Source organism: Sandarakinorhabdus oryzae (assembly GCF_009733735.1).
Taxonomy (GTDB): domain Bacteria; phylum Pseudomonadota; class Alphaproteobacteria; order Sphingomonadales; family Sphingomonadaceae; genus Sandarakinorhabdus; species Sandarakinorhabdus oryzae.
In genome coordinates this window covers 1-12,193 of the sequence record NZ_WNJP01000085.1, presented here as the reverse complement: position 1 = coordinate 12,193, position 12,193 = coordinate 1, and the positions used below count along the sequence as shown (strand labels likewise).

Sequence of the window (12,193 nt, the reverse complement as noted above, 5' to 3'; positions counted from 1 at the left end):
GCCGCCCCGGTGCTGGAGCCGTTCGCGCGCGGTGGCCGCCTGGTGGTGGTGACCGACGCGACCGTGGCGGCCCTGCACCTCGACACGCTGGCCGCCGGCCTGCCCGGCATCCGCATCGAGCCGGTCGTGCTGCCGGCCGGCGAGGCAACAAAGGACTGGGCGCATCTGCAACTGGTCGTCGAACGCCTGCTCGAGCTCGGTGTCGAACGCAGCGATGCGGTCGTCGCGCTGGGCGGCGGCGTGATCGGCGATCTCGTCGGCTTTGCCTGCTCGATCCTGCGCCGCGGCTGCCGCTTCGTGCAGGTGCCGACCACCTTGCTCAGTCAGGTCGATTCATCGGTGGGCGGCAAGACCGCGATCAATGCGCACGCCGGCAAGAATCTCGTCGGCGCCTTCCACCAGCCGGTCGCCGTGCTGATCGATCCCGCCGTGCTCGCCACCCTGCCGCGCCGTGAAGTGATGGCCGGCTATGCCGAGGTGGTGAAATACGGCCTGATCAATGATGCCGATTTCTTCGCCTGGTGCGAGGCGAATGGCGCCGCCGTGCTGGACGGCGATGCGGCCGCGCAGATCCACGCCATCGCCCACAGCTGCCGCGCCAAGGCCGCCGTCGTCGCCGCCGACGAGCGCGAGACCGGCGACATCCGCGCGCTCCTGAATCTGGGCCACACCTTTGGCCACGCCTTCGAGGCTGAAACCGGCTTCTCCAGCCGATTGCTGCACGGCGAGGCGGTGGCGCTCGGCATGGTGCAGGCGTTCCGCCTGTCCGCCCGCCTGGGCCTGTGCCCGCAGGCCGATGCGCAGCGGGTCGCAGCCCATCTCAGCGGGCTCGGCTTCACCATCGAGCCGGCGGCACTGGGCCTCGATTGCACGGCCGCGCGGTTGGTTGAGCATATGAAGCAGGACAAGAAGATGGCCGCCGGCCGCCTCGCCTTCATCCTCGCCCGCAGCATCGGCCAGAGCTTCGTGTCGCGCGATGTCGAACTGGCCGAGGTCGAGGCGTTCCTGGCCGAACAATTGGCCGGCTGAACCGCTACTTGCGCACCCACTGATCCGCCTTTGCCAGCGGCGGTTTGGCCAGCGCCTTGCCGGCGCGGGCATCGCCGAGCAGCCACTGGCGCCACCAAAGGGTGGTGATCGCGGCGACGCGGGTCTGGATCTGGGTATCGGCCGGCAATTTCCGCGTGTCGCCGGCAAACAGCAGGTGATCGGCGCCATCGAAATCGGCCAGCGCCTTGCGGCCATCGGCCGACGCGCCGACGAACAGGCTGAGCCGCCTGGCGCGCGTGTCGGCAATCGCTTCGGGTGAGGCGTTGGCCGGCACACCATCGCGACTGCCGGTGATCACCAGCAGGGGCCGGCCGATGCCGCCGAACTGCGCCCGCGCTGCCACCGCATCGGTCGGACCGGTGCTGCTCATCGCGATGAAGGCGCGGAAACGGCGATCGATCAGCAGCGGATGCTCGCCATCGGGATGCTGGCCGGCCATGGCCTGCACCACCCAGGCCCCCATGCTGTGCCCGGCCAGCGCCAGCCGGTCCTCGTCGATCCGGGTCAGGTCACACGCGCCCTCGCGTGGCCGCCGCGCCAGTTCGTCAGCGACGAAGCCGACATCGGCGACACGCGCCAGCAATTGTTCCGGCGCGATGCCGGCCCGCACCCGGGCCTCGCGCTCGGCCGGGGTGGCGGCACCGCGATAGACGGCGGCATCACTGCCGGGATGTTCGAGCCGGACGACGGCGATGCCGGCCGCATTCCACGCCGCCACCCAGCGCGACGCGTTGCTGCGTATGCCGCCCAGGCCCGGTGACCAGATCACGGCCGGCAGCTTTGCCTTGCCGTCGGGCAGATCGATGCGCACCGGCAGATCGCGCCCGCGCGGGCCATCGCGCCAGATCGCGTCACACTGCACGGCCGCCGCCGGAGCAGCAATCAACAGGGCAAGAAGGGCCAGCGCGGACTTCACGCGCGCACCCTAACGCCTTGTCAGGCCAGCGTCAGCTTCCGTTTGCCGCGCTTCACCACGGCGGCCTGGCCGGTGCTGGTGGCGGTGGACGCGGCCTTGATCGTCTCCATGAACACCCAGTCGCAGCGCGTTTCATTGGGGCTGAACGACAGGGTGAGATAGCCGCGCCGGCTGGTGTCGCACCACTGGAGGCCCGGCGAGCTCTGGATCACACCGGCGCGGATCACCGCCGGATCAGCGGCCAAGGCCCATTCATAACCCGGCGAGGTCACCGATTGGCCGGCAAATTCAGCCGCGACCGGCTTGCCGTCCAGGCTGTGGTTGAAGGCCCAGGCATTGTGGCTGTCCCCCGAAATCACGATCGGATCGGCGCCGGCATCGGCCATGGCTTTGAGCAGCCGCCGACGCGCCTGCGGATAGCCTGACCACATGTCCTGCGCGCCGGGAATGCCGGCTTGCGCCGCGGCGATGCCACCCTTCACATAGCCCTGGGCGCGCGCATCGGCATTGGGCGCCAGCCACGACAGCGCGTCCTTGGGCGTCATGATGTCGCCCATCACCAGCTGCTGCGCGATCAGCTGCCAGCGCTGGCCGGCCTTCACGGCTGCAGCGATCTCGCCGGCGAACCAGGCCTCCTGCTCGCCACCAAGCAGCGTGCGCGCCGGGTTCTGCCATTCGCCGGACTGGAAGGCCTTCAACCCCTCGGCGCCACCTTTCAGCGCGGCGGCCAGGTTGAGCTGGTGGTCGCGGCCGCTGATGCGGGTGTCGAGCGTGATCACCGAAACCAGATTGCCGAAATCATGGCGCTGCCACGGCACCTCGGGCGACATCAGCCATTCGTGGTGGGCTTTCCGCGCCGCGGCCTTGCGCAATTCCCACACGCCCTCATCGGGCTGGTGATTTTCGGCGCCGCCCTTCCAGCTGTCGTTGGCGAATTCATGATCGTCCCAGATGGCGATCATCGGATAGCGCGCGTGCAGGGCCTGCAAGGCAGGATCGGTGCGATAGCTGGCATAACGCTGGCGATAATCATCGATCATCAGCAGCTCATCGACCGGCAAGATCTCGCGGCCCGGCATCGGCGCGTCAGGATAAGTGCCGAGCTTGTATTCATAGAAATAGTCGCCGAGGTGGATGACCGCATCGAGATCATCGCGCGCCGCGGCATGGGCATAGGCATTGAAATAACCGAACGGCCGGTTGGAGCAGGAGAACACCCCCAGCTTCAGCGCATCGAGCCGGCCCTGCGGCAGCGTCTTGGTGCGGCCAATCGGCGATTGCGTGCCATCAGGCGCGGTGAAGCGATACCAGAGCCACTTGCCCGCCGGCAGACCGGTCACCGGCAGCTGCACCGTGCCCCAGCTCTCCGGCCCGGTCACCGCCTCGGCGCGGGCGATCACCCGGCTGAAGCCGTCATCCTCGGCCACCTCCAGCTTTACCGGCGTCGCCGAGCCCGTCACGCTGGCATAGCGCGTCCACAGGATCACTGCATCGCCGGCGCCGTAGCTGGAGGCGACGCCGTGGGTGAAACCGCTGATCGGCCACAGCCGGGCCAGCGCCGGCCGCACCGGCAGCAACAGGCCGGCCGAACTGGCCGCCAGGAAGGCGCGACGATCGATGGCAGGACGCATGGCTGATTCCCCTTTATCTCTGCGCGCCATTAAGCCCGGATTCGTGACAGTTTGAAGGTGCTTCCTCGCCATGCCCAAAATGCAGAAAAAGGCCGACCTGCCCGCCAAGGATTGCGCCGCCTGTGGCCGCCCGTTCAGCTGGCGGAAGAAATGGGCGCGCGACTGGGAAAATGTGCGATACTGTTCCGACGCCTGCCGCAGCGGTGCCTATGGACGGGCACGCGCCGGCACGACAATATGACCGCAAGGACGGGGAGGGAATCGCCATGGCCACGCAACTGAAGACGCCAAGTGTGAAGGACCAGGTTTCGGCCGAGGAATGGGCACTGCGCGTCGATCTCGCCGCCGCCTATCGCCTGGTCGCGCATTATGGCTGGGACGATCTGATCTTCACCCACCTCAGCGTGCGGGTGCCGGGGCCGGAGCATCATTTCCTGATCAACCCCTATAATCTGATGTTCGACGAGATCACGGCGTCGAGCCTCGTCAAGATCGACGTCGAGGGCCATCCGGTGATGGAAACGCCCTATCTCACCAACCCGGCCGGCTTCACCATCCATTCGGCCATCCACATGGCGCGCGAGGATGCCCATGCCGTCATCCACCTGCACACGCCGCACGGCCAGGCGGTGTCCGCCCACGCCGAAGGGCTGATGCCGCTGACCCAGACCGCGATGCTGATCCGCGACGAGCTGACCTACCATCACTATGAAGGCGTCGCGACCGACCTCGACGAACGCGAACGGCTGGTGGAAGACCTGGGCGCGACCAAGACGGCGATGATCCTCAGGAACCACGGCACGCTGACCGTGGGCAGCACCGTGGCCGAGGCCTTCATCAAGATGTATTTCCTCGAACGCGCCTGCGAGGCCCAGTGCCTGGCGTTGGCCGGCGGCCAGGAGTTGATCAACCACCCGCCGCAGGGCACGCCGGAAAAGGCCGCCAACCAGGGCCGCGACGGGCTGAAGATCGTCGGCAACATGCTGGCCTGGCCGGCACTGCTGCGCAAGCTTGACCGGATCGATCCCAGCTTCCGGGATTGAGGCCCTCTGCTCTCCTCCCGCGTGCGGGAAGGGAGCTTAACCCTCGAACCGCTTCAACGCGTCCCCGGCAATGGCGATTACCGCCAGCCACAGCCAGCCGAACATCATCGCGGTGCCGCCGGCCGGGGCGAGTGCCGCGACCCACTTGGGCGCGCCCATGGCGAGCAGGTTCAGGTCCATCGCGAAGATGAAGCTGCCCACGCTCACCGCCCAGGCGCCGGAATGCACCCAAGGCGAATTGCGCCAGCCGAGCAGGCCGAACACCACGGCCACGTGCGGCAGCTGGAACATCACGCCGGTCATGATCCAGTCGCGTGCCTGCGGGTCTTTCACGCCGTGCGCGGCAAAAGTGCCGAAGGCGAGCGCGATCAGCGCATTGAGACAGGCAAAGGCCGGCAGATAGCGGGGTGATGTGGTCATGCCCGGCACATTGCCGTGTCCCACCGAAAAGAAAAGCCCCCGCGCCTGCTGCGCGGGGGCCTTGTCATGCCGGTGAAGGCGCTGGTTCAGGCCGCGACGCGGGCCGTCCGGCGCTGGCGCGCAACGGCGCCGACCAGGCCAAAGCCGGCGATCAGCATCGCCCAGCTCGCCGGTTCGGGCACGCCGCCCGGCGTGATGTCGGCCGTGATCTGGCCGCGGCCCAGCTGGCCATCCGTGGTCCGCACGTAAAAGCCATAGGTGTCGCCGGGATTGACGCTGAACGAGAAGCTGCCGCCCTGCAGTGCCGGATTGGGCAGATCGACCGTCAGCTGGAACAGGCCGCCGTTGATGAAATAGCCGGCCGGGTCATAGGCCGAGCCATCGACGTCATCCGAACGATAGCTCCACAAGCCACTGACCAGCTGGGCGATGGTCGCCACCGTGCCATAGCTGGTGATATTGTTGCCGGTGCTGTCGTTGCCACCATAAACGGTAAAACTCGACGGGCTGTTGACGATCACATAACCGTCCCCGCCCTGGCTGTTGTTGAGTGTGAAAGCGGCCGAAGCCGGAACGGCCAGCAGCGCCAGAGTGGCACCAGCCAGGATATGCGTAAACGTCATTCGTTTGCCCTCATTGCGTCATGCAGCGGAGCGATTGCCCGCCGCTGCGCGAATGAATTTGCAAACGCCGTGCCAATAAGGTTTCTGAAAATTAAGGCTTATATTTCAATGCATTGGCCAACATCCCGGCCGCGCGGTTGGCCGGCCTGTAAACCACGGCTTACAGTTTGGCCTCAGTTCGAATGCCGCATCAATTCACGCGCGGTGATGACGCGCATGATCTCGTTGGTGCCTTCCAGGATCTGATGCACGCGCAGATCGCGGAACAGTTTTTCCATCGGGAAATCCATCAGATAGCCATAGCCGCCAAACAGCTGCAGGCCGCGATCGACGATCGACATCCCGGCATCGGTGGCAAAGCGCTTGGCCATGGCGGCAAACATCGTCTTGTCATGCGCGCCCTCGGTCACCTTCACCGCGGCCTGGTAGAGCAGCGCCCGCGCCGCCGCGAGATCGGTTGCCATGTCGGCCAGCTTGAACTGGGTGGCCTGGAAATCGGCAATCGCGCGCCCGAACTGCTGGCGCTGGCGCGTATAGGCAATCGCCTCATCCAGCGCACGCTGGCCGCCACCCAGGCTGCACGCGCCGATGTTGAGCCGCCCGCCGTCCAGCCCGGCCATGGCGATGGCAAAACCCTGGCCTTCCTCGCCGACCAGATTTTCCACCGGCACGCGCACGCCATCGAAATTCACCTGCGCCGTCGGCTGCGAGCGCCAGCCCATCTTGCGCTCCTGCGCGCCAAAGGAGACGCCCGCCATGTCCTTCTCGATGACCAGGCAGCTGATGCCCTTCGGCCCGTCACCTCCGGTGCGCACCATGGTGACATAGAGATCATTGACGCCGCCGCCGGAGATGAACGCCTTTGATCCGGTCACCACATAATGATCGCCTTCCCTGACCGCCCGCGTCTTCAGCGCCGCCGCGTCCGAACCCGAACCCGGCTCGGTCAGGCAGTAACTGGCGATCTGGTCCATCGAAACGAGACCCGGCAGATATTTCGCCTTCACCCCGTCGCTGCCGAAACAATCGATCATCCACGCCGCCATGTTGTGGATGGAGATGAAGGCACTGGTCGACGGGCAGCCGTGCGCCATCGCCTCCATGATCAGCGCGGCTTCCAATCGGCCCAGCCCGATGCCGCCCGCGGCCTCGCTCACATAGATGGCGCCAAAGCCCAGGGCGGCGGCGGCCTGCACCACGTCCTTCGGGTAATGATGCGCTTCATCCCAGCGCGCGGCGTGGGGGGTGATGGCCTCGGCCGTGAAGCGCCGCGCCACCTCCTGAATGGCCTTCTGGTCGTCGGTGAGATCAAACTGGCTCATGCCGCGTCTCTACGGGGGTGGAAACCGTAACGCAATTCGTGGCATTGGCAGGCGATGAATCTTGCCCCCGCCACCATCGTCGATCAGCTGATCGACATCCACACCCAGTCCGTCGCCGCCCTGCGCGATGCACTCAAAAGCTTCATCAACGATGGCGTTGCCCCCGATGGCTCCAGCCGGGTGCGCGGCGACTGGGCCTATCCGGAACTGCGCCTGGAATTTTCCGGTGAGCGCCGGGCGCTGCGGCCGATCCGCGCCTTTGCCCGGCTCAATCGCCCTGGCTCCTACGCCACCACCATCACCCGCCCGGCCATGTACCGCGCCTATCTCGAAGAGCAATTGGGCCTGCTGATGGCGGATTACGACGTGGCCGTAACCGTCGGCCGTTCCGAAGTGGAGATCCCCTATCCCTATGTGCTCGACGGCGCGACCGAGCTGAAGCTGGAAACTGTGGCCGCCGCCGAACTGGCCCGGCATTTCCCGACCACCGAACTGCAGCAGATCGGCGACGAGCTGGCCGACGGCCTGTGGGACGATGCCCGCGCCGAGACCCGCCCGCTCGCCCTGTTCGACGGCCCGCGCACCGATTTCAGCCTCGCGCGGTTGAAGCACTACACCGGCACCGCGCCGGAGGATTTCCAGCATTATATCCTGCTCACCAACTATCACCGCTATGTCGATGAATTCGTGCGCTGGGCCTGCCGTCAGTTGGGGCCAGAGGGGCGTGGGGGCTATAAGCGGCTGGCCTGCCCCGGCGGGCTGGACATCACCGCGGCCAACCCGGATGCCGACATGGCCGCCGCCGATTTCGCCTGGCGCAAGAACCAGATGCCGGCCTGGCACCTGGTGGCGCCGGGCGGCAAGGGCATCACGTTGGTCAACATCGGGGTCGGCCCGGCCAACGCCAAGACGATCTGCGATCACCTTGCCGTGCTGCGCCCCGAAGCCTGGCTGATGATCGGCCACTGCGGCGGCCTGCGCCCAAGCCAGGCCATCGGCGATTATGTGCTGGCCCACGCCTATTTGCGCGATGATCACGTGATGGACGATGTGCTGCCGCCGGAAATCCCGATCCCGGCGCTTTCCGAAGTGCAAAAGGCCCTGAGCCAGGCCACCGAGAAGGTGACCGGCATGACCGGCGACGCGCTGAAGCCCCGTTTGCGCACCGGCACCGTGGTCACGACGGACGATCGCAACTGGGAACTGCGCTATTCGCAAAGCTCGCTGCGCTTCAACCAGAGCCGCGCGGTGGCCATCGACATGGAATCCGCCACCATCGCCGCCCAAGGCTACCGCTTCCGCGTGCCGTACGGCACCTTCCTGTGCGTTTCCGACAAGCCGCTGCACGGCGAGATCAAGCTGCCCGGCCAGGCCAATCGTTTCTATGAAGGCGCGATTTCGGAGCATCTGCAGGTCGGCATCGAAGCCATGATGATTCTGCGCGATGAGGGGCCGGCGCTGCATTCGCGGAAATTGCGCGCGTTTGACGAGCCGCCGTTCCGCTGACGCGCGCGCCAAATCCGCTCGCCGCAGCCAGATCTCACCCACACTGCAGGCCTTGCCTTCATCATGCTTCCCGCATATGTATCCAGTGGATACATCGGAGATCCCCCATGCTCGACCTGATTCGTGACCAGCTGAACCGCAGCGTGCCCTTTGCCAGCCACACCGGTGTTGCCATCTTGTCGATTGGCACCGGCACGGCCGAGGCGGCGCTGGAGCAAAGCCCCACCAGCATCAACCATATCGGCAGCCAGCACGCAGGCGCGCTGTTCACGCTTGGCGAGGCCGCTTCGGGCGCCGCCATGGTCGGCCTGTTCGCCGCCCGCCTCGGCCAGGTGCGGCCGGTCACCGCCGATGCCGGCATCCGCTATGCCCGCATTGCCCGTGGTCGCATCACTGCCACCGCACGCTGCGACACCCCGGCCGACGCGCTGCTCGAACGGCTCGACGCCGACGGCAAGGTGAGCTTTGCGGTCGACGTCAGCATGAGCGACGACAGCGGCCGCGACGTCGCCGCCATGCAGGTGACCTGGCATGTCTCGCAGCCGGCCCATGCCGCGTGAGGCCTATCATCACGGTGATCTGAAGGCCGCCGCCTTGGCCGAGGCCGAGCGGATGATCGAGACGGACCCGGATTTCAGCATGCGCCAGCTGGCCGGACAGCTTGGTGTCGCGCACCGGGCGCTCTATAATCATTTCGGTGATCGCGCCGGGCTGCTCGCCCAGCTGGCCGCAGCCGGCTTCCGTCAGCTGGCAGCGGCGACGGCCGATGCCGACAGCGTCGCCGCCTTCATCACCGCCTATGCCCGCTTCGCCCTGGCCCGGCCTCGCCTCTATCAGCTGATGATGGCCCAGCCTTATTCGGCCTTTGAGCGCAACCCTGATCTGCGCGCCGCCGCTGATTTTCTGATTGGCGTGGCGCTGGCCGTGCTGGCGCCTGGTGCGAGCGATGCCGACACTGGTCGCCGCCAAGTGATGCGCTACTGGATGCTGGTCCACGGCGGCCTGGCGCTGCACGGCGGCGGCGTGTTGCGCGGCCGCGATGATGCCGGCTTCATCGCCGAACTGCTCGCCATCGCCGGCCTCAAAGGCTGACGACAACCTCCGCCAGCAGGGCCGCCCGCGCCGCCTTCACATCGCGCCACAGGTCCGGGTTGGTCATGTCGGCTGCGCCAATGGCTTCCGGCCACCAGCGCTCGACCAGCCGCTCCAGCCGGTCAGCCTTGGCAACATCGAGCAGGAAACGGGCATCGACCCGCGCCGGATCGGCGACCACCCGCAGCCGCAGACACGCCGGGCCGCCGCCGTTCTGCATGGATTCGCGCACATCGACGAAATGCGCCGCGCGGATCGGGCCGTTCCCCGCCACCAGCGCCGCGAGATACGCCTTCACGCTCGGCGTTTCCTCGGCTTCCTTGGGCAGCACCAGCGCCATGCTGCCATCGGGCAGGGTGAGCAATTGGCTGTTGAACAGGTAGGACTTGATTGAGTCCTCAAGACTGACCGCGTTGGCCGGCACCTCGACATAGATGGCGTCGGGCATCAGCCGCGCGATGTCGGCTTTCAGGGCTGCGGCATCGGCAAAGGCCTGCTCGTGGGCGAACAGCACATTGCCATTGGCCACCGCCACCACGTCATTGTGGAAGGCGCCAGCATCGATGGCGGTCTGGCTCTGCGCCACGAACAGCGCGTTCGAAACGCCGTGGCGACGCGCGATGGCTTCGGAGGCGCGGCGGTTCTGGCGGGCAGGGAAGCGGCCCCCTTCCTCGCCATAAACAAAGATTTCGAGGCCTGGCGCATCATGGCTGGCGCACAGCCGCATGAAATTGGCGGCGCCCTCATCGCCAAACGCGGCCGGCAGCGCCGAATGCACCGCGAAGGCCGGATCGGCAAAGGCGATGGACAGCTGCGCGTGGGTTTCGGGATGCTCGATGCTGCGATGGGCCATGCGCGACAGGTTGGCGGCGCTGATGTGGCAGCGACCGTCCGCCGTGTCGGGCGCCGGCGAGACGGTGGCGGCGTTGGCCGTCCACATACTGCTGGCCGAGGCCGCAGTCGCAAACAGGCGCGGGTCTTCGGCGGCGGCGCGGGCGATCACCTGTTCGTCGGTGCCAGAGAACCCCATGGCGCGCAGGAAGCCCACATTCGGCCGATCCAGCGGCAGCAGGAAGCCCTGGGTGAGCCCCATTCCCATCACGAAGCGCATCTTGGCGATGCCCTGCAACGCCGCCGCGCGCGGGCGTGACGTGGCCCCGCCATGCTTCGCGCTGGCGAGGTTCCCCAGCGATAGTGCCGCATAATTGTGGCTCGGCCCGATCAGGCCATCGAAGTTGATCTCGCGGATCATGAACGAAGGCCCGTGGTGATGCTGCCGGCCAGCGTATCGGTGGCGAGCGTTGCCACCGGGAAAGCGCAATAATCGGCGGCGTAATAGGCGCTGGGCCGGTGGTTGCCGCTCGCCCCGATGCCGCCGAACGGCGCGGCGGAGGACGCACCGTTGGTCGGCCGGTTCCAGTTGACAATGCCGGCGCGCGACCGCGCCCAGAAATCATCGAAGCGCGCCGCATCGCCGCCGATCAGGCCCGCTGCCAGGCCAAAGCGCGTGGCGTTGGCGGCGGCAATGGCCGCATCCCAATCGGGCACGCGCACGATCTGCAGCACGGGGCCGAACAATTCATCGTCGGACGGCGCATGGCCGGACATGTCGATCACGGCTGGGGAGAGGAACGGCCGGTCGGCTGCCACGCGCAGCAACGGGCGCAGCAGCTTGCCACCGGCCGCCTGCAGCTGTGCCCAGCCGCGCTCCAGTCTATCGGCGGCAGCGTTGGAAATCACCGGCCCCATGAACGGCTGCGGCTCATCAAACGGACCGCCAACGATCAGCCGGTCCGCCAGCGCCAGCACCGCCTCGACCAGCCGGTCGTCGCCATCCTTCAGGATCAGCCGGCGCGCGTTGGTGCAGCGCTGGCCGGCCGACAGGAAAGCCGATTGCACCACAGTGGCCGCCGCCGCGTCGATATCGTCAACATCCCAGGCCACCAGCGGATTGTTGCCGCCCATTTCCAGCGCCAGGATGCGGTGCGGCGTCTCCGCAAACTGCCGCGCCAGCGCCGCGCCAACGTGCGCCGAGCCGGTGAACAGCAGCCCGTCAATCTCGGCGCCGGCCAGTTCGCGGCCCACGTCGCCGCCGCCGTGGACGAGGTTCAGCACACCTTCCGGCAGGCCGGCCTTCGCCCACAGGCTGGCCATCATCTCGGCCACCGCCGGCGTTTGTTCCGACGGCTTGAAGACGATCACATTGCCGGCGAGCAGTGCCGGCACGATATGGCCATTGGGCAGGTGGGCTGGGAAATTATAGGGCCCGAGCACCGCCAGCACGCCGTGTGGCTTGTGGCGCAGCAACTGCTTCACGCCGCCGGCTTCACCGCCCTTCTCGCCGGCGCGCTCGGCCTGCGCCTGGATCGAAATCTCCACCTTGGCCGCCACGCTGGCGACTTCGGTGCGGGTTTCCCACAGCGGCTTGCCGGTCTCGCGCGCGATCAGGCGCGCAAAGGCGTCGGCTTCGGCGTCCACCGCCGCCTTGAAGGCGCGGCAAAGGGCGATGCGCTGATCGAGCGGCGTGCGCGCCCAGCCCGGTGCAGCCGCGCGGGCACGCGCAACCGCCGCCGCCACGCCGCCCACCGGC

Annotated in this window: 13 protein-coding genes; 6 read left to right on the top strand and 7 right to left on the bottom strand. The window is 67.2% G+C overall.

What is annotated here, in order from left to right:
• On the top strand, positions 1-1,029 hold a 1,029-nt coding region (gene aroB / locus GJ693_RS09645), incomplete at its 5' end, for a 3-dehydroquinate synthase (protein WP_156256099.1).
• 4 nt (positions 1,030-1,033) lie between these two features.
• On the opposite strand, the gene GJ693_RS09640 is transcribed toward aroB, so the two are convergent.
• On the bottom strand, positions 1,034-1,966 hold the full coding sequence (locus GJ693_RS09640) for an alpha/beta hydrolase family protein (RefSeq protein ID WP_156256098.1): 933 nt from the start codon (positions 1,964-1,966) through the stop codon (positions 1,034-1,036).
• Between the two features lie 20 nt (positions 1,967-1,986).
• The gene (locus tag GJ693_RS09635; RefSeq protein ID WP_197042084.1) at positions 1,987-3,597 is read right to left on the bottom strand and encodes an alkaline phosphatase D family protein; all 1,611 of its coding nucleotides are present in this window, start codon (positions 3,595-3,597) and stop codon (positions 1,987-1,989) included.
• A gap of 70 nt (positions 3,598-3,667) precedes the next feature.
• Between GJ693_RS09635 and GJ693_RS09630 the strand changes: the two genes are divergently transcribed.
• Together GJ693_RS09630 and GJ693_RS09625 are read left to right on the top strand one after the other, a co-directional pair.
• Positions 3,668-3,838 (top strand): DUF2256 domain-containing protein, encoded by a 171-nt coding sequence (locus GJ693_RS09630; RefSeq protein WP_156256096.1) that lies wholly within the window; start codon positions 3,668-3,670, stop codon positions 3,836-3,838.
• Between the two features lie 25 nt (positions 3,839-3,863).
• Positions 3,864-4,640, top strand: coding sequence for a class II aldolase/adducin family protein (locus GJ693_RS09625; RefSeq protein WP_156256095.1), 777 nt, complete (start codon positions 3,864-3,866; stop codon positions 4,638-4,640).
• A gap of 36 nt (positions 4,641-4,676) precedes the next feature.
• Here the strand turns inward: GJ693_RS09625 and GJ693_RS09620 are convergent, their stop codons facing one another.
• The 3 genes from GJ693_RS09620 to GJ693_RS09610 all read right to left on the bottom strand — a co-directional run bounded on the left by GJ693_RS09620 (position 4,677) and on the right by GJ693_RS09610 (position 7,005).
• Positions 4,677-5,060 (bottom strand): DUF423 domain-containing protein, encoded by a 384-nt coding sequence (locus tag GJ693_RS09620; RefSeq protein WP_156256094.1) that lies wholly within the window; start codon positions 5,058-5,060, stop codon positions 4,677-4,679.
• Positions 5,061-5,146: 86 nt separating this feature from the next.
• The gene (locus GJ693_RS17500; protein ID WP_235902787.1) at positions 5,147-5,683 is read right to left on the bottom strand and encodes a PEPxxWA-CTERM sorting domain-containing protein; all 537 of its coding nucleotides are present in this window, start codon (positions 5,681-5,683) and stop codon (positions 5,147-5,149) included.
• A gap of 173 nt (positions 5,684-5,856) precedes the next feature.
• Positions 5,857-7,005, bottom strand: coding sequence for an acyl-CoA dehydrogenase family protein (locus GJ693_RS09610; RefSeq protein WP_156256093.1), 1,149 nt, complete (start codon positions 7,003-7,005; stop codon positions 5,857-5,859).
• 54 nt (positions 7,006-7,059) lie between these two features.
• Between GJ693_RS09610 and GJ693_RS09605 the strand changes: the two genes are divergently transcribed.
• The 3 genes from GJ693_RS09605 (at position 7,060) to GJ693_RS09595 (ending at position 9,603) form a co-directional block, all read left to right on the top strand.
• Positions 7,060-8,511, top strand: a complete 1,452-nt coding sequence (locus tag GJ693_RS09605) for an AMP nucleosidase (protein ID WP_156256092.1) — start codon at positions 7,060-7,062, stop codon at positions 8,509-8,511.
• Positions 8,512-8,618: 107 nt separating this feature from the next.
• Positions 8,619-9,071 (top strand): DUF4442 domain-containing protein, encoded by a 453-nt coding sequence (locus GJ693_RS09600; protein WP_156256091.1) that lies wholly within the window; start codon positions 8,619-8,621, stop codon positions 9,069-9,071.
• Complete coding sequence (locus GJ693_RS09595; protein WP_197042083.1) at positions 9,061-9,603, top strand: TetR/AcrR family transcriptional regulator; 543 nt, start codon at positions 9,061-9,063, stop codon at positions 9,601-9,603. The genes GJ693_RS09600 and GJ693_RS09595 overlap by 11 nt, the downstream gene beginning before the upstream one ends.
• Here GJ693_RS09595 and GJ693_RS09590 read toward each other — a convergent pair.
• Both GJ693_RS09590 and astD read right to left on the bottom strand, forming a co-directional pair.
• Complete coding sequence (locus GJ693_RS09590) at positions 9,593-10,855, bottom strand: N-succinylarginine dihydrolase (protein WP_156256089.1); 1,263 nt, start codon at positions 10,853-10,855, stop codon at positions 9,593-9,595. The two genes, GJ693_RS09595 and GJ693_RS09590, sit on opposite strands and share 11 nt — an antisense overlap.
• A complete protein-coding gene (gene astD, locus GJ693_RS09585; RefSeq protein ID WP_235902789.1) occupies positions 10,852-12,189 on the bottom strand; it encodes a succinylglutamate-semialdehyde dehydrogenase in 1,338 nt (445 codons plus the stop codon). Before astD ends, GJ693_RS09590 begins: the two co-directional genes overlap by 4 nt.
• Between the last annotated feature and the right edge of the window lie 4 nt (positions 12,190-12,193).

Bases quoted from the DNA above. Each gene is read 5' to 3' on its own strand.
- GJ693_RS09635 (WP_197042084.1), bottom strand. From the start codon at position 3,597: ATGCGTCCTGCCATCGATCGTCGCGCCTTCCTGGCGGCCAGTTCGGCC.
- GJ693_RS09630 (WP_156256096.1), top strand. From the start codon at position 3,668: ATGCCCAAAATGCAGAAAAAGGCCGACCTGCCCGCCAAGGATTGCGCC.
- GJ693_RS09625 (WP_156256095.1), top strand. From the start codon at position 3,864: ATGGCCACGCAACTGAAGACGCCAAGTGTGAAGGACCAGGTTTCGGCC.
- GJ693_RS09620 (WP_156256094.1), bottom strand. From the start codon at position 5,060: ATGACCACATCACCCCGCTATCTGCCGGCCTTTGCCTGTCTCAATGCG.
- GJ693_RS17500 (WP_235902787.1), bottom strand. From the start codon at position 5,683: ATGACGTTTACGCATATCCTGGCTGGTGCCACTCTGGCGCTGCTGGCC.
- GJ693_RS09610 (WP_156256093.1), bottom strand. From the start codon at position 7,005: ATGAGCCAGTTTGATCTCACCGACGACCAGAAGGCCATTCAGGAGGTG.
- GJ693_RS09605 (WP_156256092.1), top strand. From the start codon at position 7,060: ATGAATCTTGCCCCCGCCACCATCGTCGATCAGCTGATCGACATCCAC.
- GJ693_RS09600 (WP_156256091.1), top strand. From the start codon at position 8,619: ATGCTCGACCTGATTCGTGACCAGCTGAACCGCAGCGTGCCCTTTGCC.
- GJ693_RS09595 (WP_197042083.1), top strand. From the start codon at position 9,061: ATGCCGCGTGAGGCCTATCATCACGGTGATCTGAAGGCCGCCGCCTTG.
- GJ693_RS09590 (WP_156256089.1), bottom strand. From the start codon at position 10,855: ATGATCCGCGAGATCAACTTCGATGGCCTGATCGGGCCGAGCCACAAT.